Raw genomic sequence first — 21,001 nt, 5'->3', positions numbered from 1 at the left:
GTCCTCCTCAGTTGCCGTCGCCCGGCCTCGCCGAGTCGACGCGGATGTGCGGGACGTCGGCGGAGTCGTCACCCCAGGCGATCCGATGCGCCGTCGCGGACCACTCGACGGTTGCCGCGTGGTCGCGGTCGAAGTAGTCCCAGCCCCAGGCCAGGAACGCGTCGGTCTTGCTGTGCGCACCGCTCAGGAGTAGCGCGTGCACCCCGAGCCAGGCCGCGAAGGCGACCGGGCCCTCCACCTGGTGCCGATGCTTGCCGACCTCGGCGACGGCCGCGTTCCGGCCGATCATCGCCATGATCCCCTTGTCCTTGTAGCGGAACGGCTCGGCCTTCTCGCCGTGGAGCTCACGCAGGATGTTGGCGGCGGCCCACGCACCGGACTGCTGCGCGACCGAGCCCAGCTGCGGCAGGATCGTGCCGTCCTTCGCCGGGATGTTCGCAACGTCACCGACCGCGTAGACGTGCGGCAGCCCGTCCACCGTCAGGTCCGGCAGTACGTCGATCCGGCCGCCACGACCGGTGGTCAGCCCCGCCACGTTCCCCACCACCGAAGCGGCCGACTCGCCGCCGCCCCAGATGACCGTCCGAGTCCGGATCGATGAACCGTCGTCCAACTCGACCCGGTCCGCGTGCACAGCGGCGACTCCCGTCCCCAGTCGCGGCTCGGCGCCCTGTTTGGTGAGCCGCTTGTGCGCGTACTTGTGCGACTTGCGGGAGAACGGTGCGAGCAGTGCGCTGCCGCGGTCGACCAGAGTGATCGTCCCAGGCTTGGGTATCCGTTCCGTGGCGACCAGCGCGGTCATCAGCTCGGTGAGCGCGCCGGCGATTTCGACCCCGGTCGGACCGCCGCCGACCACGACGACATCGAGGGCGCCCTCGTCCTCCGGCTCCGCTGCGGAACCCGCGTGGAGCGTGGACTGCAAGTGCCGCCGCAACCGCTCCGCGTCGGCGACGGAATACAGGGGAAACGCGTGCTCGGCAGCGCCTGGAACCCCGAAGAACTCCGGTCGCGCGCCGGCCGCGACAACCAGGTGCGTGCCTGTGATCCGATCGCCGTCGGACAGCGTCACAGTGAGGTTCCCGGCGTCGATCTCCGCGACATCGGCGGTGCGGATCTGGACCGTCGGGTAGTCGCGGAAGATGGTCCGGTGCGGCCGGGCGATGTCCTCGGCCGGCAGCTGCGACGTGGCGACCTGGTAGAGCAGCGGCTGGAACTGGTGGTAGTCGTTGCGGTCGACCAGTGTGACCCGGACCCCTCCGTCCCCGAGGCCGTGTGCGCACGCGACCCCGGCCAGCCCGCCACCGAGTACGACGACGTGCGGGCTCTCCATCTGCGTGGTCACAGCGACAACTCCTCCCGGAAGTCGGCCAGGATGATGCGGCCGGCCGCCCCGATCAGGGCGAGGTGTGAGAACGCCTGCGGGAAGTTGCCCAGGTGCCGGGCCCGGTCCACCTCGTACTCCTCGGCGTACAGCCCGAGCTTCGACTCGATCCGTAGCAGCCGCTCCAACTGACTCCGGGCCCGGTCGATCTCACCGACCATCGCGAGCGCCGAGACCAGCCAGAACGAGCAGATCAGGAACGTGCCCTCCTTACCGGACAGACCGTCGTCGGTCTCGTCGGTCTTGTAGCGCAGCACGAACCCGTTCTCGGTGAGCTCCTTGTCGATCGCCTCGACGGTCGCCCGCATCCGTTCGTCGCCGGCCGGCAGGAAGCCGAACAACGGAGCCAGCAGGGTCGACGCGTCCAGCGCGTCGGTCTCGTAGTGCTGTCGCAGCACGCCGCGGTCGCTCACCCCGTGCTCGAGGATGTCGTCGCGGATCTCCTCGGCCGTCTTCGTCCACAGGTCGGCGAGGTCCTCCTCGTCGCGAATCCGGGCCAGTCTGGCCGCGCGGTCCAGGGCCACCCAGCCCATCAGCTTCGAGGAGACGTAGTGCTGGGGATTGCCGCGCGCCTCCCAGATTCCCTGGTCCGGATCGCGCCAGTTCGCGATCGCGCACTCTGCCTGCGATTGGACCAGCGGCCAGAGCCGGCGCGGCAGTCGCTTGCTCCGGACGGTGTGCAGCAGCACCGAGTCCAGCACCGCCCCAAACACGTCGTTCTGCCGTTGGTTGTAGGCGCCGTTGCCGATCCGCACCGGCTTGGCGCCCTCGTAGCCGGTGAGGTCGTCGCGGGTCGACTCGGCCAGGTCGCGGCGGCCGTCGACGCCGTACATGATCTGCAGCCCACCGTCCGAGTTCGGCTCCAGGTCGGCGACGAATTGCATGAACTCGTTGGCCTCCCAGTCCAGGTTCAGGTAGTGCAGCGCCTGCAGGGTGAACGTGCTGTCCCGCATCCAGGTGTAGCGGTAGTCCCAGTTGCGTTCGCCACCCGGCGTCTCCGGCAACGACGTGGTGAGCGCGGCGATCGTCGCTCCGGTCGGCATGTAGGTCAGGCCCTTGATGGTCAGTGCCGAGCGTTCCAGCGGATGCCGGTACCGGTGGTCGGGGATCCGGGCCCTCGCCAGCCAGTTGCGCCAGAACCTGATGGTCGCGTCGATCCGTGCCTGCGCGTCGGCCAGGTCCGCCGGCGATGCGAGGCCCTCGGCCCACGAGAGCGCGCAGTACGCCTTCTCTCCCTTGGAGACGACGTGCCGGGCGCGGGCGGAGCCACCCTCGATACCGATCAGCATGTCGGTGCTGAGCCGGAAGGTCTGGCCGGCCCCGGTCGCGTCCGCGGCGTGCGCGTCCTCGCCGACCATCGTCCATTCGGCCGGGACCCGGCCGTAGTCGAAGGCGGGCTCACAGACGAGTTCGACCTCGACCGAGCCCTCGAGGCACTCGATGGTCCGGATCAGCATGTGGTCGGCGTCGTCGTCGGCCGGCGGCCGGGTGTGCGGGGTGACAGTGTCGGGGCCTTTCGACGGACCCATCGTCAGCGCGTCGTGGACGAGCAGCCAGCCGGCCGGGGTGTGCCAGGTGGTCGTCATGACGTTGGTGCCCGGAACATACACCCGGGCGGTCGGCTGGTTGATCCCGTACGGACCGAACCGGAACGACCCGGCACCGCGGTCCAGCAGGTTGCCGAACGCGCTCGGCGCGTCGAACGCGGGCACGCAGAGCCAGTCGACCGATCCGTCCGGGGCGACCAGGGCACCGGTGTGGCAGTTCGACAGGAACGCGTAGTCCGCGATCGGCGGGAACGGTGAGGTCGAGGGCATGGCGGGGGCTCCTTCACAGTGGCGGGCCTACCTCCACCATCGGCCGGTCGCCCCTGACGGCAATCACCCGCCAGTGATGATTGTGCGGTCACCGGCGTCCTCGGTCTCCTCCTCGCGGAGCAGCGCACGCTGCTCGAGCACGTAGAGCAGGACGAAACCAGGCACCACGATCGCCAGTGCCAGTCCGACCGCCACGAGCAACGTCACCAAGGTGCCCTCGGGTGCGGCGGCCGCCGAGACGGTCAAGCTCTCCGGCAGGATGTACGGCCACTGGGCAATGCCCCAACTGACGATGATCAAGGCAACCGCCAGGATGGCGAGAACCCGCGCACCGCGAGCGGCGTACCGCATCAACAACACCAGGGCACCGAATCCGCAGACCACACTGAGGATCGCGGTCGGGAGTGCTCTCGACGTCAGGCCGTCGAAGACGTGCGGTGCATCGGCGTTCAGGACGAACAGGCCGGCCACCGCGACCACTGCCGCGGCGACGGCGCTCACCACGGCCCGCCGGCGGAAGTACTCGGCCATCGAGAACTGGCGGAAATGCCTCGCGTCCCACACGAGGTACACCGCCGCCAGGTACGCCGCCACCACCACCCCGAGCACCCCGGTCACCACCGACGTCGGATTCAGCCAGCTGTCGACCGGGTCGCCGGCCTTCCCACCCGACGGCACGTGCCCCGATGCGATGCCACCCGCGATCGCACCCATGCAGAACGGGACGAGGACCGACGACAACGCGAACGCCCCGCCGAAGACCCGCCGGAACCGCAGCGTCACCACCACCTTGCGGAAAGCGAAACTCGCACCGCGCAGGACGATCCCGAGCGCGGCCAGGGTGAGCGGGACGAACAAGGTCAGCGCGATCGACTCGTACGCCGCCGGGAACGCGGTCCAGGTGACGACGAAGATGAAGATCAGCCAGACGTGGTTCGCCTCCCACACCGGACCGATCGACCGCTCGATCACCGCGCGCGGTTCCGCGCCGCGCTCGGGTCCGCCCGCGGTCAGGTCCCAGAACCCGGCGCCGAAGTCGGCTCCGCCGAACACGGCGTACGCCACCAGGGCGAGCATCAGCACGACTGCGATCGCCGTACTCACGGTGCCCGCTCCTCGACCGCCTCGGTCTCCTTCCCGACCTGCTCCCGGCCCTCCTCCACGGCAGCCGCCGGCGCGGGCCCGTACGGCGTGTCGCTGTCGATGAAACCGCCCGACCGGCGGAAGCGCCGGCTCATTCCCCGCAGCACCAGGATCGTCGTGACGCCGAGCGCGGCGTAGAGCATGAAGACGGCGATGAACGTGATCCAGACGCCGGTGTTGGCGGTGGCCGCCTCCTCCACCTTCATCTGGTTGTAGACGATCCACGGTTGCCGGCCGACCTCGGTGACGATCCAGCCCGCCTCCATCGCGATCACCGCGAGCACGCCGGTGCACGCAGCGGCGCGCAGGAACCACCTGCTCTTGGGCATCCGCCGGCGGAAGAGCCACGTCAGCCCGTACCAGACCGACAGGAGGAACAGAACTGTGCCCAGTCCGACCATGACGTCCCACGCCAAGTGGACGACGTCCGTGTCCGAGATCGTCGGCCGATCCCCGACCGGAACACTGTCCAGGCCTTGGACGACGGTCGCCGTGCCGGTGCTCGGATCGGACAGCCAGGACGCCAGTCCCGGGATCGGGATCCCACCGGAGATGGTGCCGTCCGAGTTCAGCTTGCCCAGCAGGATCTCGGGTACGTCGGAACCCGTCGTCGGCACGAGCTCGATCGCGGCGAACTTCTCCGGCTGGTGGTTGTACACCCACCGGGCCAGCGCATCGCCGACTCCCATCTGGATCGGCGTCATGATCGCGGCGACCGTGAACGCGATGGTGAACCCGATCCGGTGGTACCGGTCGTTGCGGCCCCGCAGCATCCCGGTCGCGTAGACCGACGCGACCAGGAACCCGCCGACCAGGTACGCCGCGATGACCATGTGCGCGGCCTGCAACGGCATCGCGTCGTTGAAGATCACCTCGAGCGGTTCGACCTTGGTGATCTCACCGTTCGCGTTCATCGTGAAGCCGGCCGGCGCGTTCATCCACGCGTTCGCCGCAACCACCGAGATCGAGCCGAAGACGCCGGCCAGCACGATCGGTACGCCGGTCCAGAAGTGCGTCCACGGTTTCAGCCGGCGCCAGCCGAAGATGTAGATCGCGACGAAGATCGCCTCGGTGAAGAAGAACAGCCCCTCGAACGCGAACGGGATCCCGAACGCGTCGCCATAGATGCCCATGAACCGCGGCCAGAGCAGGCCGAACTCGAAACTCAGCACGGTCCCGGTCACCGCTCCGACGGCGAACGTCACAGCCATGTACTTCGACCACCGTTGCGCCAGCACCAGCGCGTCGTGGTCATCACGCTTGATCCCGCGGTAGTTGGCGATCAGCGTCATGAACGCCCACGACACCCCGAGCGGCACCAGGATGATGTGGAAGGCGAGTGTGAACGCCATCTGCGCCCGCGCCCACGGAACCGGGTTCACGGCGGCCGCGACGGCCACACTGCTGACGGTCTCCCCCACGATCATTTCGTCAGACCAGGTCGAGGTCCCACGCCCGGCGGACTGCCTCGTTGCGGCTCGACACGGAGAGTTTCCGCAGGATGTTCCGGACGTGCGACTTCACGGTGTTGGCCGAGATGAACAGCTCGGCGGCGATCTCGCTGGTGGTGCGCAACTGCGCGAGCCATCGCAGGACGTCGAGCTCCCGCTCCGAAAGTTCCTCGACGATCGGAGCCGGGGCGTCCGCCGGACCCGCGGCCGTTGTCAGGTCCGGGCGCAGCCAGCCGGCCAGCGAACGCAGCGCCGCATCGTCGCGGATGATCGCCCGCAGCCGCGCGGGCGTGTGCGTGAACGGGCGGCGGATCCGTTCACCGCGAGCGAGCAACAGCGCCTCGACGATGCCTGACCGGCCACTACCGGCGTTGCCGTCGAGCCATTCGGCCCGCGCGAGATCCAGGAGGTCCTGCACCCGCTGCGATGCGGTCATCGTCCGGCGGTAGGTCACGTCGTCCCGCCCGGCCTGGTCCAGACCGACTCCCGCCGCCTCGGCCTCGACGTACCCGCGCAGCCAGCCGTCCGGCGGTGCCGAGTTCCTCAGCGCACACCGCGCACCGACCCGGTCGCCCCGGTCCCGCATCAGCCGTACGCGCAACAGCGAGGACACCGAGCTCAGCAGGTTGTCGTCCTGCGTCTCGCGGAGCCGGCGAGCGCGATCGAGGGAGTGCTGGGCCCGGGTGAGCTCCTGACGTTCGAGCGCCACCCACGCGTGCGCCAGATGTGTTGCGGCGGGACGCTCCGCCGCGGCGACGGACTCCGTGGCGAGTCGCTCGGCCGTGTCCGCGAGCACTTGTCCGCGGGACAGATGCCCACGGCAGGCCTCGGCGAGCGCCAGCGTGGCTAGGCATCGCAGCCGGAGATCCTCGCAGTCACCCGTAGCAGCCGTCCGGACCGCGTCGGCGAGCACAGTGCATGCGACATCGAGGTCGCCGCCGCGGAGGTACGCCGTACCCTCCGCACTCAGGACCAGCGCCTTCAGTACTGCGTTCCCGTGCGCGGCCAGTTCGTCCCGCCCTGCGCGAGCGGCGAGCAAGGTCTGGTCGATGCTGCCTGACTTGTCGTGCAGCAGGGTGGTCACGACAGCGGACGACACGGCCCAGCCGCTGCTGACAGGCGGGTCCACCGCGCAGCGCGCAAGGCTTGCCCTGGCCGCGGCGACATCGTCGTCGGCGACGGCGATCGCGGCGCGAACGAGCTGGACGTCAGCGGAGTCCGCGTCGGGCATGGCCGACAGACTGCGGGCCAGCTCCGAGCCCACCCGGGTCGGCAGCAGCAGGTCACCAACGCCCAGGCCGTTGACGACGAAGCCGGCGGCGCGTGCCCAGTCACCCCTCTCGGCGGAATGCCTGACTGCCTCGAGCGTTCGGCCGTTCGCGCCGTACCAGTCCGCGGCCCGCCGCTGCAGGTCGCCGATCGCGGAGGGCAGCGTGCGGTCCAGCCTGGCGCGGAGGAACTCACGGAAGAGCGGGTGGATCCGGTAGTGATCGGCGCGGCCGTGCGCCGGTTGGACGAAGGTGTTGCCGATCGCCATCCGGTGCAGCACCTCGTCGGCGTCCGGGCGATCCGCGAGCGCGGCACCGAGCTCCGGGGTGACGTCGTCGACCAGGCTGATCCTGAGCAGGAAGTCTCGATCGTCCCCGCCGAGATCACCGAACACCTCCGCGGCCAGGTAGTCGGTCGCGAACCCCAGCGGCAGGGTCCGGTGGTCGCCGGCGCGGAGTGCGAGCGCTGCCAACCGTACGCCGGCCGCCCAGCCCTCGGTCCGGTCGAGCACGTCCCAGGTCGCTGCCTCCGGCTCCGTGATGTCATGGGCGCCGAGCAACTCCTCGACTTCCGCGCCGGTGAAGGCGAGGTCGTCGTACCGGATCTCTGCGAGCGTCCCGTCCAGTCTGTAGCGGTGCAACGGCAGCGGCGGATCCACCCGGGTCGTCATCACTACCCGGAGCCGGTCCCCGGTCGTGTCGAGCAGCCGGACCAACTGCTCCAAGACCGACTGGCGCCATACCCGTTCGGCGCCATCGAGAACGAGGACAATCGGTTCGGCCTCTGCGGTCCCGGCGGCGAGCGCGCTGCGCACATCCGGGATGAATGTGTCGTCACAGCCGGCCAACGAGAGCCAGGCCACCGGTGTCTCTGGGTGACTCCTCGCCCACGCCGCGAGGAGTACCGTCTTGCCGGACCCGGCCGGTGCGCTCACCAGTGTCAGCGGAACCTCCTGGACGGCCTGCGAGATGCGGTCGAGCAACCGCGACCGCTGGACGACGCGGAAGGGAGGCGCCGGCGGCTCGTTCCAGCTAGGCGGGATGGCCGGCTCGATCACAGATCTCAGCGCGGGTCTGACCGGCGTGTGCTGTCCGATGCGCTCCGCCCACGAATCCACCCTCATGCCCCCGGCCCCCTCCGCACAGCCTGCTTCGCACCGTCCGGCCAGGCCGGACCGTGCGACTGGTCCCTTCTTTTCGACTGTGTGCTTCGCAGCCGACACCCGGCATCGCCCTAATAGGGTGAAACAGGCAGACGAGCGCCGCGGTGACGCGGGGGCGTGCTCCGTCAACGAACTCGGGCGGCTACGGCTGAGGTCAGATCGCCTCGACGACGGCGTCGAGGAACTGCATCGGGCGCACCAGGTCGTCGTACTCGATCGGTGGCCGGCGGGTCTCGGCCATCTCCAGGAATACACGCAGGCCGGGTTCGACGTACGACTTGCCGAGGGTGAGCTCGCGGGCCGCGAGACCGTGCCGACCGACGACCATGCCGTGGAACGGGACCTGGCCGTCCGGTCCCGGCCGCACCAACTGGACCGCGACCCGGACCCCACCGACGTCGGCGGTGGCGATGATCGTGTCGGCGACCTTTTCCACGCGTACGTCGCCAATCGCACCGGGCGCGAGCCTGAGGGCGACGTCGACCGGGTGGATGCCATAGAAGTAGATGCCGCCGTACTGACTGTCCGGATCCGCCGGTCCGGTGGTGATCACCGTCTGCGGAGCGCCGAGCGTCGCCGCCTGCCCGGCGAGCGCGTCCGTGTCCGGCACCCAGCGGACGGCAGACGACGAGGTCAACGGCGCGTCGTGTTCGCGCGCCGCGGCAACGATCGCCCGGGCGTCGGCCTCTGTGCACGCAAGCGGCTTGTCCACGAACACCGGCAGGCCTTCGGCGAGGAACGGTACGGCGTGCTCCCGGTGCAGACCGCCGTGCCGGTCGGTGATGATCACCGCGTCGACCAGGCCGAGCAGGTCCGCGGGCGCGTCGACGAGCCGCTCGAGCTGCCCGGTGGCGCGGAGCTTCTCGTTCCGTGCGCTCGCACCGCCGCTGATGGCAACGACGCGGGTGTCCCCGGCTCGGCGCTCCACGTTCAGGTACTCGATGATGTGGTCGACGTGGGAGTTCTCCGTACCGATGATGCCGATGCGCACGTCACTCTCTCCCGGTGAGCCGGACCGGGGCACCGGTCCGGGCGGATTCGTAGATTCCGAGCACCAGTTCGAGCGCACGCCGGGCGTCCCGGGTGCCGATCGCCGGCGGGCGGCCGTCGCGCACCGCCGCGATGAAATCGAGGTACTGGTCGCGATGGGCGTCGGCGACCGACCGCGAGACGCTCGCCTCGCCCGCTGGCTCCTCGGCGAGGTTCGGCTGGCGCCCGCTCGCCTGGTCCGTGGGTTCATCGTCGGCGGTGTCGAAGGCAACGAGGTCGTCCTGCTCGATCACGGCGCTGCCGCGGTCGCCGTACACGGACAGCCGAACCGGCCGGCCCGGGTACGCCGCAGTCGTCGCCAGGATCGATCCGATCGCCCCACTGCGGAACCGCACGGTCGCGGCCACGGTGTCCTCGACGTCGATCCGCTCATGCGCGAGCAGCTCGCTGTACGCCTGCACCTCGACGGGCTCGCCCAGCATCCACAGCAGCAGGTCGACCACATGGATGCCCTGGTTCATCAGGGCTCCGCCGCCGTCGAGCTCGACCGTGCCGCGCCAGCCGCCGGAGTCGTAGTACTCCTGCGAGCGCCAGAAGGGCGACTCGGCGATGCCCGCGGTGATCCGGCCCAGCCGGCCCGCGGCGACCGCCTGGTGGACGAAGGCGGGCGCGGGCTGGAACCGGCGCTGGCTGATCACCGCCACGGTCAGCCCGGTCCGCTGCTCCACGTCGATCAGCCGGTCGGCCGCTGCCAGCGTCACGTCGATCGGTTTCTCCACGATGACGTGTTTGCCGGCCTCGAGCGCGGTGATGGCGGCATCGGCGTGCAGCCCGCTGGGCAAGCAGATGCTGACCGCGTCGATGTCCGGCCGGGCGCAGGCCTGCTTCAGGTCGCTCATCGGCTCGCCGCCGTACTTGCCGCTCAGCGCGACGGCCCGGTCCGCCTCCACGTCGACCAGCGCGACCAGCTCCGCCTCTCCGGGCAGAGACGTGATCAGGCGGGCGTGGGTCTCACCGATGACTCCGGCACCGACCACTGCGAACTTCATCCGGCCTGTCCTCTCAGTTGTCCGTTGGTCCACGGCACCACGACTCCGCCCGCGTCGGCGCTCTCCTGGGCGAGCAGCGCGACCCGCGTCGCGCCGAAGCCGGCCGCCGTACTGATCTCGGGCTCGAGGCCCGCCGCGAACGCATCGAACGCGTCGGCCGCCGGTCGCCGGCGGGGCGGCAGTTCCAGCTGCCAGGGCGGACGTTCAGTGGTTGCCGCGATCAACTTGTTCTGCGCCCAGAACAACTCGGCCGTGCCCTCGGTTCCGGTCAGCCGCATCCGGTAGTCACCGTGGTACGGCGATGCTGCGGGCGTCAGCCAGTTGACTTCGATCGTCGCGGCAACCGGCCCGGCTCTGAGCAGCAGGGAGCCGGACAGCGCGAACTCACTGCCATCCACCAGCCCGGTGACCGTTCCTTCGGTTGCTCCCGACAACAACAGGACGAGGTCGATGTCGTGGACCGCGAGATCGCCGAGGATCCCGCCGTACCCCCTCCTGGTGAGGAACCAGTCCGGCCGCGTCGGCCGGTTGAGTTTGTGCGGCCCGGTCGATGCGACCTGGACGAGCTCTCCCAGCGAACCGTCGGCCAGCAGCGCACGAGCCGCGACGGTTTCCGGATAGTTCCGCTTCTCCAGCAGCAAGGTGACGATGCGCCCGGTCTCACGCTGAGCGGCCTCGATCGCGTCGAGCTCGGCGAGCGTCGTACAGAGTGGTTTGTCCGCGAGCACATGGGCTCCGGCACGGAGTGAGTCGACGATCGCCTCGGCGCGGTCGGCGTAGACCCCGGCGACCATGACGACGTCGGGTCGCAGTTCGGCGAGCAGTCGGCGGTGGTCGTCGTACGCCGGTACGTCGAACTCCGCGGCGTACCGGCCTGCCGTGGCCGGATCCGGATCCGCGACGGCGACGAGGTCCAGGTCCGCGCGCACGGGCACCTCGTCCAGCGCGTACCTGACATGGGCGTGGGCGGCGCCGATCACGGCCAGCCGGAGGGATGCGGGCATGGATCGAGTCAACCCCGCAACCAGACCGCCAGCAACTCGAAGTCCGGCCCGGACGGTGATGGACACGGCTTCGGCGGCCTGCTCGGTGGCGACGAAGTTCCGGTAGAACGGCGGTCTAGGTCTTCCGTGGTGGCGCGGTGCTGCGGCGGACGATGAGTTCGGTCGGGACGGCGACCGGGGCGTGGTGATGTTCGCCGGCCCGGATCTCGGCGATCAACGCATCCACGCTTTGGCGGCCGACCTCCGCGAACGTCTGCCGGACGGTGGTGAGCGGCGGCCAGAAGTGGGCCGCCTCCTCCATGTCGTCGAAGCCGACCACGCTGACGTCGTCGGGCACTGCGCGACCTCGCTCGTACAGCGCTCGCAGTAGGCCGAGCGCCATCTGGTCGTTGGCCACGAAGACCGCGGTCACCTTGTCATTGACGGCGAGCCGGCGGCCGGCCTCATACCCGGAGCTGGATGTCCAGTCACCATCGAGCACCGGCGGCACATCCCGGCCGTGGTCGATCAGAGTCTGCTCCCAGGACCGCCGGCGTCGATCCGCCGCGAACGACGTGGGTGGTCCACCGAGGTGCCACACCGTCTCGTGCCCCAACTCCAGCAGGTGCTCGGTGGCCAGCCGTGCGCCTTGCGCCTGGTCGGTGTCGACGATCGGGTAGTCGTAATGCGCGCTGGAGTCGACGACCACGACGGGCAGCCCGTCGGGTAGCAGTACGCCGGCCTCGTCCAGGGTGTGCGCCTCGATCAGGATGATCACGCCATCCACCGCCTGCTCGTCGAGCCGGCTGAACGCGTTCGTCACCGCGTTCTGGGTGACGTCCAGCACCGGCAGCAGGTTGATCGCGTACCCGCTGATGGTGGCTGCGGTCGCGATCGCGTCGAGGGTGCGCGTCGTACCGAAGCTGGACAGCTCGAAGACGATCACGCCGATACTGCGGAACTCGCCGTTGCGCAGCGCGCGGGCTGCACTGTTCGGCCGGTAGCCGAGCTCGCGCATCGCGGCCCGGACCCGGTCCCGGGTGGTCGCGTCGACGTTGTGCCGGTCGTTCGCGACCCGGGACACCGTCTGCCCGGACACACCGGCGAGTCTGGCGACGTCCGCCATCGACGGCCGCCGCCGTACCGATGATTCGTCCGCTGACATCGGTCCCCTCCCTCAGTTGTGCCCGCAGTGTAGACATGTTGACGTAAACACGTTACCTTCACCGCATCGATGTTGACGTAAACATTGCGCGCGTCGCGGACGCGGAAAGCGAGAGGAGGTCGACGGACATGGCGGAGTCCGTGGCCCAGGACCACATCAGGCCGGTGCGCGCGGCAGGTCGCCGGCGCCGGAGAGCGGCCCAGGACGGCAAGGGGTGGCTGTTCGTCGGCCCATTCCTGGCCGTCTTCGCGCTCACCTTCCTGGCCCCGATCGGGTACGCGATCTACCTGAGTCTGTACCGCGATCAGGCGTTCTTCGGCGGCACCGTGTTCGTCGGGCTGGACAACTACACCGAGGCGCTGCGGGACCCGAAGTTCTGGGAGGCATTCGGCCGGGTCGCGGTTTTCCTGGTCGTCCAGGTGCCGGTGATGCTGATCCTGGCCCTGCTCGCAGCGCTCGCGATCGACAGTGCCCGGCTGCACGCGGCCGGCTTCTTCCGGATCGTGATCTTCCTGCCGTACGCCGTGCCCGGCGTGGTCGCCGTGCTCATGTGGGGCTACATCTACGGCGACAACTTCGGCCTGGCCGCGAACCTCAACGACCTGTTCGGCACGACCGCGATCCAGCCGCTCAGCGGCAGTTGGATGCTGCCCTCGATCGCCAACATCGTCACCTGGGAGTTCGTCGGCTACAACATGCTGATCTTCTACTCGGCGCTGCGCACGGTGCCCGGCGAGCTCTACGAGGCGGCCGCGATCGACGGCGCCGGGACGTTCCGGACGATCCGGGCGGTCAAGCTGCCGGCACTGCGCGGCGCGATCGTGATCGCGACGATCTTCTCGATCATCGGCAGCTTCCAGCTCTTCAACGAGCCGAACATCCTGCGCACGCTGGCGCCGAACGTGATCACCACGTACTACACGCCCAACATGTACGCCTACAACCTGTCCTTCGCCGGGCAGCAGTTCAACTACTCCGCCACGATCGCGATCGTGATGGGCGTCATCACCGCGATCATCGCGTACGTCGTCCAGCTCCGCGGCTCCCGGGAGACACTATGACGACCACCGTGGACAGACCACGCGTCGCCCGTACGGCGCGCGCCGCCAAGAAGACCGGGACCTCGCCGTTGCGGCCGAAGCGGTCGCCACTGCTGACCGGCGTGATGGTGCTCTACCTGCTCTACACGCTCGTCCCACTCGTATGGTTGTTGCTTAGCGCAACCAAGACGCAGGACGACCTGCTGTCCACTCCTGGTCTGTGGTTCGGGAAGAGCTTCGCGTTCTTCAGCAATATCAAGGACACGCTGACCTACAACGACGGCATCTTCCTGCGCTGGCTCGGCAACACGGTGCTCTACGTGGTCGTCGGCGCGGGCGGGGCGACCCTGCTCGCGACCGCGGCCGGTTACGGGCTGGCGAAGTACAAGTTCGCCGGGCGGCGGGCCGTGTTCGCGATCCTGCTGGGTGCGGTCGCCGTCCCCGGGACGGCGCTGGCGGTGCCGACGTTCCTGATGTTCTCGAACCTCGGGCTGACCAACACCGTGTGGGCGATCATCATCCCGTCGCTGGTCAGCCCGTTCGGGTTGTACCTGATGTGGGTGTACGCGACCGACGCCGTACCGCACGAGCTGCTCGAGGCGGCCCGGATCGACGGCGCCGGCGAGGTCCGGACGTTCTTCACCGTGGCGCTGCGGTTGCTTGCCCCCGGCATCGTCACGACGCTGCTGTTCGCGGTGGTCTCGACCTGGAACAACTACTTCCTGCCGCTGATCATGCTCAGCAAACCCAACCTCTACCCGCTCACGGTCGGCCTCACCCAGTGGAGCAACCAAGCGACCGGCGTCGGTGCCCGCCCCATCTACAACCTGGTGATCACGGGGTCCTTGCTGACCATCGTGCCCCTCGTGGTCGCCTTCCTCCTCCTTCAGCGGTTCTGGCAGTCCGGCCTGAGCGCTGGCAGCGTGAAATGAAAGGAACACCCATGAAGTCACACTGGCGTGGCATCCGGCAGCTGGTGGTTGCCGGAGCCGCCCTCACGGCCCTCGCGGTCGTGGCCGCCTGCGGCGGCTCCAAGTCCGACAGCAGCAGCGGCGGGCAGGCCACCGGCTCTCCCGATGCCGTCAACGCCGCACTGCAGAAGGGCGGCACGATCACCTACTGGAGCTGGACGCCGTCGGCGGAGGCCCAGGTGAAGGCGTTCATGGCGCAGTACCCGAACGTCAAGGTGAACTACGTCAACGCCGGGACCGGCAACGACCACTACACCAAGCTGCAGAACGCGATCAAGGCCGGCTCGGGTGCGCCGGACGTGGCGCAGATCGAGTACCAGGCCCTCCCCCAGTTCGCGCTGCCCGGCTCGCTCGTCGATCTGAACAAGTACGGCTTCAGCCAGTACGAGTCGGCGTACACGGCCTCGACGTGGGCCGCCGTCCACGCCGGCAGCGGCCTTTTCGGTCTGCCACAGGACTCAGGTCCGATGGCGCTGTTCTACAACAAGCAGGTCTTCGACAAGTACGGCATCGCAGTGCCGAAGACCTGGGACGAGTACGTCGCGGCCGCCAAGAAGCTGCACGCGGCCAACCCGAAGAGCTACATCACCAACGACTCCGGTGACGCGGGCTTCACCACCAGCATGATCTGGCAGGCCGGCGGCACGCCGTTCAAGACCGACGGCAAGAACGTCACCATCAACCTGCAGGACGACGGCTCGAAGAAGTGGACGAACACCTGGAACGAGCTCGTCACGAGCGGCCTGGTGTCGAACATCCCGGGCTGGACCGACGAGTGGTTCAAGGCGCTCGGCGACGGCACGATCGCGACGCTCCCGACCGGCGCCTGGATGCCTGGCGTGATGGAGGCGTCGGTCAAGGCCGGCGCCGGCAAGTGGGCGGTCGCCCCGATGCCGACGTACGACGGTCAGCCGGCTACCGCGGAGAACGGCGGCAGCACCGAGTCCGTGCTGAAGCAGAGCGCCAACCCGGCGCTGGCGGCCGCGTTCGTCAAGTGGCTGAACCACGACGAGGGCGTGAAGCCGTTCCTCGCCAGCGGTGGCTTCCCGGCGACCACGGCCGACCTCAAGGACCCGGCGTTCGTCGACAAGGCGAGCACGTACTTCGGCGGCCAGAAGATCAACCATGTCCTCACCAGCGCGGCCGGCTCGGTGGTCAAGGGCTGGAGCTACCTGCCGTACGAGCTCTACGCGAACAGCATCTACGGTGACACCGTCGGCAAGGCGTACCAGTCGAAGTCCGACCTGAACCCCGGCCTGAAGTCCTGGCAGGACGCGCTTGTTGCATACGGCAACCAGCAGGGCTTCCAGGTAAACGGCTGACCCGGTGACCCATTTCGCGATCGGTGAGTCCGACTTCCTTCTCGACGGCCGGCCTTTCCGGATCCTGTCCGGGGCACTGCACTACTTCCGCGTGCACCCGGACAGCTGGGCCGACCGGATCGAGAAGGCCCGCCTGATGGGACTCAACACCATCGAGACGTACGTGCCGTGGAACGCGCACAGCCCGCGGCCGGGCACCTTCGACACCTCCGGGATGCTCGACCTCGAGCGGTTCCTGCGGGAGGTGGCCGCCGCCGGCCTGTACGCGATCGTCCGCCCCGGCCCGTACATCTGCGCGGAGTGGGACAACGGCGGACTCCCCGCCTGGCTCTTCCGGGAGCCGGACATGGGAGTCCGCCGGTGCGAACCCGGGTTCATGGCGGCTGTGCAGGAGTACCTGTTCGATGTCCTGCGGCTCGTGGAGCCGCTGCAGGTCGATCAGGGCGGCCCGGTGCTGCTGGTCCAGGTCGAGAACGAGTACGGCGCCTTCGGTGACGACCAGACGTACCTGAAGTCTGTCGCGGAGATCATCCGGAGCGCCGGGATCACGGTGCCGCTGGTGACCGTCGACCAGCCGGTCGACGCCATGCTCGCGGCCGGCGGCCTGGACGGCGTACTGCGGACCGGGTCGTTCGGGTCGCGGGCCGGGGAGCGGCTGGCGACCCTGCGGAAGCATCAGCCGACCGGGCCGTTGATGTGCATGGAGTTCTGGGTCGGGTGGTTCGACTATTGGGGTGGACCGCACCACACGACCAGCGTGGCCGACGCAGCGGCCGAGTTGGACGCGCTGCTGGCGGCCGGCGCGTCGGTCAACATCTACATGCTCCACGGCGGCACGAACTTCGGGCTGACGAGTGGGGCGAACGACAAGGGCGTCTACCGTCCGACGATCACGTCGTACGACTATGACGCCCCGCTGGACGAGGCGGGGAACCCGACGGCGAAGTTCCACGCCTTCCGGGAGGTGATCTCCCGGTACGCGCCCGTCCCCGACGTTGTCCCGGCGTCGGGGCCGCGCGCACCGGGAACCTCCGCGGCGCTGGGCTCGCCGGTCCGGTTGTTGTCCGGTCCGAGCCGCTGGGGAGCCTGGAGCGAACACCCGGAGATGCCGACACTGGACGAGTTGGACACTCGGTTGGCGCTCTTCCGCACGGAGGTGTCGACGGACGGCCCGGCTCTTCTCACCGTTGGCGAGGTGCGGGACCGCGCGCAGTTGTTCCTGGACGGCGCGCCGATCGGGGTGCTGGACCGCGAGCGGCACGACCGGGCGCTGATGCTGCCGCACGGCGGACGACTGGAGATCGTCGTCGAGGACCAGGGGCGAGTGAACTACGGCCAACGGATCGGCGAGCCAAAGGGCCTGATCGGCCCGATCCGCCTCGGTGCCGACGAGCTCACCGACTGGTCGGCCTGTGCGATCGACCTGGACAGCGTGCCGCACCTGTGGAGCCAACCTGACGGTGCTCAGCCGACGGAAGCGCCTGGTGTCGGCCCGACCGCCTGGCGGGGTTCGTTCGACGTCGGCGCTCCGGTGGACCACTTCCTGTCGACCGTTGCTTGGGGCAAAGGAATTGCCTGGGTGAACGGCTTCTGCCTGGGCCGGTACTGGCGCCGGGGACCGCAGGAGACCCTCTACGTGCCGGGCCCGGTACTGCGCTCCGGCCCCAACGAGCTCGTCGTACTGGAGCTGGATGCGATGGTCGATCCGGTGGCGCACTTCGTCGCCGGACCGTCGTTGGGACCGCTCGAACTCTAAGTGGAACAGGTGGGTCCGACGTCGCTGTGGCCGGACCCACCTGGCTCAGGAGCCCGCGGTTGCCGGCCTGCCGGCCGGTGTCGTCGCGGGGACGGCGGCGCCGACCTTCGTCGCGAGGAGGTCTGCGACCGCGTGCACAGCGCGCAGCGTGGGGCCTTGGTGCCGGTGAGGTCGGCGAGTTCGACGACCGCGGCGAGGATGACGTCGAGCTCGAGCGGCTTGTCCTTCTCCAGGTCCTGGAGCATCGAGGTCTTGTGCTCGCCAACGCGTTGCCGAGCAGCTTGATCCAGATGTCCGTCCGGATGTCCGCCTCGACCGGGCACTTCAGCCCACCGGCGATCATCGCCGCACTGAACCGCTCGCATCGCTCGGACCGCCCGCCCACGGGTTGCCGATGGAGAAGCGAGTGCCCTCCAGGTGGCGTACGACGCCTGGCCCTTCGAGCTCCGTGGAGCAATAGACGACACAGCCCACGGCTCGCTCGAGTGACAGCACCCGGGTCACCGAGCCGTCGGGGTCGACCGTCTCGATCCGACGGCCCTCGTACAGGCCCTTCAGGCCATGGAAGTACCACCACGGGATGCCGTTCTGCGCGGCCACGACGACGGTGCGGTCGTGGAGGAGCGGCTCGATCAACGGGCCGGCCGCTCGCGTACGAGTTCGCCTTGAGCCCGAGGAAGACATAGTCGACCGGCCCGACCTCGGCCGGGTCGTCGGTGGCCGGCGTTCGGGCCTCGAAATCTCCGCGTGGACTGAGCACCTTCACACCGTTCGACCGGATCGCTTCCAGATGGGCGCCGCGGGCGATCAGTGCACCTCGGTCCCACCGCGGTGCAGCGCGGCGCCGACGTAGGCGCCGAACGCTCCGGCGCCGAGAACAGCAATCCTCATCAGTCCCTCATCGATCCGGGCATGGTCGGGTCGACCTTTCGGAGAGACTTGGTATACGGGATATAGCAGGCGGGAACCTGAATGCGGTCAAGATCACACTCCCGGCAAGCGCTCGCCAGAAAAGTCCGGCGAGCAGCGATGAATCGGCGCCGGGCCGGCGGTATGTATCCGTGACAGTTCGTTCGGACAGAGCAGGAGCGCATCATGGGCCGCGTCATCGTCAGCCAGTTCATCAGCCTCGACGGCATCGTCACCGACCCGGACGGATCGGACCGCACCCCGGCCGGCGGCTGGGCCTTCCGGCACGGTCGGGGCCCGGTCGCGGGCGACAAGTTCCGGCTCGGTTCGATCCTGGACACCGGCGTCACGGTGTTCGGCCGAACCACCTGGGAACTGCTCGGCCGGTTGCTGTCGCCCCGCACCGACGACTTCTCGGTCCGAATGACCAAGATGGCGAAGCTCGTCGCCTCGCACTCGCTGACCGACGTCTCGGGCTGGGCCAACTCGGCCTTGATCGAGGGAGACGTCGTCGACGCGGTCCGGGCCGAACGCGAGTCCCGCGATGTCAGCGTGGTCGGCAGCCTCAGCGTCGTCCGGGTCCTGCAGGCCGCCGACCTGATCGACGAGTACCGGCTGATGACCTTCCCGACCGTCCTCGGCGCGGGCGAGCGGCTGTTCCCGGCCGCGGAGGCCCCGATCCACCTGCAGTTGGCGTCGACGGTCCAGAACGGCCCCGCCGTACTGACGACGTACGAGCGGTCAGCGGGTCAGGGGTAGTCCGAAGGCGGCGAAGATCGCGTCGTCCTGGAAGGTGCGGTTGTGGGTGATGCCGGCCGCGGTGATGGTGAACACGTGCAGGGTGTGCAACCGGTGCACGTCGCCGTCACCGCGGTAGACCGCGATCCCGGCCTGCCCGTTCGCCGCGATCGGCACCACCCGCCAGTCGGTGCCGCGCAGGGCGAAGACCCGCGCCACGAACCGCAGGTGGTCTTCGCGCCCGGCGTACCAGTTGTAGAACGGCGGCATCTCCAGTACGACGTCCGCCGCGAGCAGCTCGGCGAACGCGGCCACATCCGCCTTCTCGAAGGCGACGATGTACTTGTCGACAATCTCCCGGCTGCGCGGATCGTCCGGCTCGAGAACGTCCTCCTCGACGAGACCGGTCTCGGCCAGTTTGGCCCGGGCCCGTTGCAGCGCACTGTTGACCGCGGCCGGGGTCATCTCGAGCTCGGCGGCGATCTCCGCGGCCGACCAGTCCAGCACCTCGCGCAGAATCAGGACGGCCCGCTGCTTGGCGGGGAGGAACTGCAGTGCCGCGATCAAGGCAAGCCGGAGACTTCCGCGCGCGCCGACGACAGCCGCGGGGTCAATGGGGAACGGCTGCAGCCACAGGACGTCCTCACCGCGGACAAGTGGTGCTTGTGGATCCTCACCGCGGGCGACCAGGCCCGAGGGCAGTGGACGACGGCTGCGACTCTCCAGCTCGTTCAGGCAGGTGTTCGTGGCGATCCGGTACAGCCACGTGCGCAGGGACGCGCGCCTCTCGTCGTACCGATCGAAGGCACGCCAGGCGCGCACCAGCGTCTCCTGGAGCAGATCCTCCGCATCCTGGATCGACCCGGACATGCGGTAGCAGTGCTGGAGAAGCTCCCGCCGGTACGGCGCTGTCCTCGTCTCGAAGGTCACGCCCCATTGTGTTGGCAAGATGGGGCAAATGAGCTGGCCCGCGATGGTGTGGATCGGTGGAGCTCCGGGTGCGGGCAAGTCGACGATCGCCCGCGACCTCGCGCGGCGCAGCGATCTGCCGCTGCACCCGATCGACCTGTGGACCTACGACCACGTCGGGCGGATGCCGCCGCTGCGGCCGTTGGCCGAAGATCTCGCCGAGGGACCGCAGTTCGCCGCCGAGGCGTTCGTGAAGATCGCGCGGGATCGGCTGGGGCGGGTGACCGCCGATGTCGAGGCACGCGGGCTGGGCGACGTACCGGCGCTGGTGGAGGGACCACAGCTGCTCCCGTCGATGGCTGACGAGGTCGCGGCTGCGGTGTGGTTGGTGCCGGACGTGGAGCAGACCCGGCAGGCCCGGGAGCAGCGGCTGGCCCGAGCGGAGGACCCGGCGGGCCGGGCTCGGTTGGACGGCCTGCTGGCACGGGACGCCGTACTGGCCGACCTCGTACGGCGTGAGGCGGCGGAGTGCGGGCGGATCGTCATCGACGTGCCCGCGGATCCGGATTGGGCGGCGATCACGTGTGCTGTCGAGGACGCGCTAGGGCCGTTGCCGAGGCTCGAGGCCGGAGCGGCGCTGCGCCTGCAGCGGGAGTACGAGAACCAGGCGGCCTGCCGGCAGGGGCGGCTGTGGCAGGCGGACATCGGGCTGGCCGAGCTGCCGCCGTACCCGTTCGCGTGTGAGTGCGGGCGGTCGGGATGCTCCGCGACCTGGCCGGGGAGGCCGGACGAGTACGACGTACTACGGCGAGCCGATGGGGCGGTCATGGTCTGCTGACCGTGCTAGGGTTGTCGCTTGGTTGCAGTTTTGCAGTTCCACGTTCGTTTCGAAGCGCCCGCGGAGATGTAATCCGCCGGGCGTTTTTCTCATTTCAGGCCACTGGTC

The 21,001-nt window shown here is 69.1% G+C and carries 18 protein-coding genes and 1 pseudogene; 6 read left to right on the top strand and 13 right to left on the bottom strand.

From position 1 onward, the window contains the following. Positions 1–7: 7 nt before the first annotated feature. From OG558_RS24845 to OG558_RS24805, 9 genes are all read right to left on the bottom strand, one after another. Positions 8–1,342, bottom strand: coding sequence for an NAD(P)/FAD-dependent oxidoreductase (locus OG558_RS24845; RefSeq protein ID WP_405065168.1), 1,335 nt, complete (start codon positions 1,340–1,342; stop codon positions 8–10). Continuing rightward, positions 1,339–3,198: a glycoside hydrolase family 15 protein gene (locus OG558_RS24840; RefSeq protein WP_405065167.1), complete on the bottom strand. Its 1,860-nt coding sequence runs from the start codon at positions 3,196–3,198 to the stop codon at positions 1,339–1,341. Before OG558_RS24840 ends, OG558_RS24845 begins: the two co-directional genes overlap by 4 nt. 63 nt (positions 3,199–3,261) lie before the next feature. After that, entirely contained in the window at positions 3,262–4,302 is a 1,041-nt protein-coding gene (locus tag OG558_RS24835) for a cytochrome d ubiquinol oxidase subunit II (RefSeq protein WP_405065166.1), read from the bottom strand. Next, a complete protein-coding gene (locus OG558_RS24830; RefSeq protein ID WP_405065165.1) occupies positions 4,299–5,768 on the bottom strand; it encodes a cytochrome ubiquinol oxidase subunit I in 1,470 nt (489 codons plus the stop codon). The genes OG558_RS24835 and OG558_RS24830 overlap by 4 nt, the downstream gene beginning before the upstream one ends. 4 nt (positions 5,769–5,772) lie before the next feature. Beyond that, positions 5,773–8,184: a LuxR C-terminal-related transcriptional regulator gene (locus tag OG558_RS24825; RefSeq protein WP_405065164.1), complete on the bottom strand. Its 2,412-nt coding sequence runs from the start codon at positions 8,182–8,184 to the stop codon at positions 5,773–5,775. Between the two features lie 193 nt (positions 8,185–8,377). Further along, a complete protein-coding gene (locus OG558_RS24820) occupies positions 8,378–9,214 on the bottom strand; it encodes a Gfo/Idh/MocA family oxidoreductase (protein ID WP_405065163.1) in 837 nt (278 codons plus the stop codon). A gap of 1 nt (position 9,215) precedes the next feature. Next, a complete protein-coding gene (locus OG558_RS24815) occupies positions 9,216–10,262 on the bottom strand; it encodes a Gfo/Idh/MocA family protein (protein ID WP_405065162.1) in 1,047 nt (348 codons plus the stop codon). Beyond that, entirely contained in the window at positions 10,259–11,266 is a 1,008-nt protein-coding gene (locus OG558_RS24810; protein WP_405065161.1) for a Gfo/Idh/MocA family protein, read from the bottom strand. Before OG558_RS24810 ends, OG558_RS24815 begins: the two co-directional genes overlap by 4 nt. Positions 11,267–11,381: 115 nt before the next feature. After that, a complete protein-coding gene (locus OG558_RS24805; protein WP_405065160.1) occupies positions 11,382–12,410 on the bottom strand; it encodes a LacI family DNA-binding transcriptional regulator in 1,029 nt (342 codons plus the stop codon). 128 nt (positions 12,411–12,538) lie between these two features. Between OG558_RS24805 and OG558_RS24800 the strand changes: the two genes are divergently transcribed. The 4 genes from OG558_RS24800 to OG558_RS24785 are packed head-to-tail and all read left to right on the top strand — an operon-like array spanning position 12,539 to position 17,499. Further along, positions 12,539–13,471 carry a carbohydrate ABC transporter permease gene (locus OG558_RS24800; protein ID WP_405065159.1) on the top strand — a complete coding sequence of 311 codons (933 nt, stop codon included), beginning with the start codon at positions 12,539–12,541 and terminating at the stop codon, positions 13,469–13,471. Further along, complete coding sequence (locus OG558_RS24795; protein ID WP_405065158.1) at positions 13,468–14,382, top strand: carbohydrate ABC transporter permease; 915 nt, start codon at positions 13,468–13,470, stop codon at positions 14,380–14,382. The genes OG558_RS24800 and OG558_RS24795 overlap by 4 nt, the downstream gene beginning before the upstream one ends. An 11-nt stretch (positions 14,383–14,393) precedes the next feature. Then, positions 14,394–15,743: an ABC transporter substrate-binding protein gene (locus OG558_RS24790; RefSeq protein ID WP_405065157.1), complete on the top strand. Its 1,350-nt coding sequence runs from the start codon at positions 14,394–14,396 to the stop codon at positions 15,741–15,743. 4 nt (positions 15,744–15,747) lie between these two features. Then, positions 15,748–17,499 (top strand): glycoside hydrolase family 35 protein, encoded by a 1,752-nt coding sequence (locus OG558_RS24785; protein WP_405065156.1) that lies wholly within the window; start codon positions 15,748–15,750, stop codon positions 17,497–17,499. Here the strand turns inward: OG558_RS24785 and OG558_RS24780 are convergent. The 3 genes and pseudogenes from OG558_RS24780 to OG558_RS24770 form a co-directional block, all read right to left on the bottom strand. After that, positions 17,496–17,744: a ketopantoate reductase C-terminal domain-containing protein gene (locus OG558_RS24780; protein WP_405065155.1), complete on the bottom strand. Its 249-nt coding sequence runs from the start codon at positions 17,742–17,744 to the stop codon at positions 17,496–17,498. The two genes, OG558_RS24785 and OG558_RS24780, sit on opposite strands and share 4 nt — an antisense overlap. Before the next feature lie 94 nt (positions 17,745–17,838). After that, positions 17,839–18,135, bottom strand: a complete 297-nt coding sequence (locus OG558_RS24775) for a hypothetical protein (RefSeq protein ID WP_405065154.1) — start codon at positions 18,133–18,135, stop codon at positions 17,839–17,841. Positions 18,136–18,214: 79 nt separating this feature from the next. Further along, positions 18,215–18,259 (bottom strand): annotated as a pseudogene (locus OG558_RS24770) (hypothetical protein); the annotation flags it as partial. A 335-nt stretch (positions 18,260–18,594) separates the two neighbouring features. Here OG558_RS24770 and OG558_RS24765 point away from each other — a divergent pair. After that, positions 18,595–19,167, top strand: a complete 573-nt coding sequence (locus OG558_RS24765) for a dihydrofolate reductase family protein (protein ID WP_405065153.1) — start codon at positions 18,595–18,597, stop codon at positions 19,165–19,167. On the opposite strand, the gene OG558_RS24760 is transcribed toward OG558_RS24765, so the two are convergent. Beyond that, entirely contained in the window at positions 19,150–20,076 is a 927-nt protein-coding gene (locus OG558_RS24760) for a sigma-70 family RNA polymerase sigma factor (RefSeq protein WP_405065152.1), read from the bottom strand. The two genes, OG558_RS24765 and OG558_RS24760, sit on opposite strands and share 18 nt — an antisense overlap. A 28-nt stretch (positions 20,077–20,104) precedes the next feature. Between OG558_RS24760 and OG558_RS24755 the strand changes: the two genes are divergently transcribed. After that, positions 20,105–20,893: a hypothetical protein gene (locus tag OG558_RS24755; RefSeq protein WP_405065151.1), complete on the top strand. Its 789-nt coding sequence runs from the start codon at positions 20,105–20,107 to the stop codon at positions 20,891–20,893. The last annotated feature ends 108 nt before the right edge of the window (positions 20,894–21,001 follow it).

It is taken from the genome of Kribbella sp. NBC_01510 (assembly GCF_045040325.1).
GTDB lineage: Bacteria > Actinomycetota > Actinomycetes > Propionibacteriales > Kribbellaceae > Kribbella.
This window is presented reverse-complemented; position numbering and strand designations above follow the sequence as displayed.

Bases quoted from the DNA above. Each gene is read 5' to 3' on its own strand.
- OG558_RS24830 (WP_405065165.1), bottom strand. From the start codon at position 5,768: ATGATCGTGGGGGAGACCGTCAGCAGTGTGGCCGTCGCGGCCGCCGTG.
- OG558_RS24840 (WP_405065167.1), bottom strand. From the start codon at position 3,198: ATGCCCTCGACCTCACCGTTCCCGCCGATCGCGGACTACGCGTTCCTG.
- OG558_RS24755 (WP_405065151.1), top strand. From the start codon at position 20,105: ATGAGCTGGCCCGCGATGGTGTGGATCGGTGGAGCTCCGGGTGCGGGC.
- OG558_RS24790 (WP_405065157.1), top strand. From the start codon at position 14,394: ATGAAGTCACACTGGCGTGGCATCCGGCAGCTGGTGGTTGCCGGAGCC.
- OG558_RS24765 (WP_405065153.1), top strand. From the start codon at position 18,595: ATGGGCCGCGTCATCGTCAGCCAGTTCATCAGCCTCGACGGCATCGTC.
- OG558_RS24805 (WP_405065160.1), bottom strand. From the start codon at position 12,410: ATGTCAGCGGACGAATCATCGGTACGGCGGCGGCCGTCGATGGCGGAC.
- OG558_RS24815 (WP_405065162.1), bottom strand. From the start codon at position 10,262: ATGAAGTTCGCAGTGGTCGGTGCCGGAGTCATCGGTGAGACCCACGCC.
- OG558_RS24810 (WP_405065161.1), bottom strand. From the start codon at position 11,266: ATGCCCGCATCCCTCCGGCTGGCCGTGATCGGCGCCGCCCACGCCCAT.
- OG558_RS24800 (WP_405065159.1), top strand. From the start codon at position 12,539: ATGGCGGAGTCCGTGGCCCAGGACCACATCAGGCCGGTGCGCGCGGCA.
- OG558_RS24825 (WP_405065164.1), bottom strand. From the start codon at position 8,184: ATGAGGGTGGATTCGTGGGCGGAGCGCATCGGACAGCACACGCCGGTC.
- OG558_RS24780 (WP_405065155.1), bottom strand. From the start codon at position 17,744: ATGCTCCAGGACCTGGAGAAGGACAAGCCGCTCGAGCTCGACGTCATC.
- OG558_RS24795 (WP_405065158.1), top strand. From the start codon at position 13,468: ATGACGACCACCGTGGACAGACCACGCGTCGCCCGTACGGCGCGCGCC.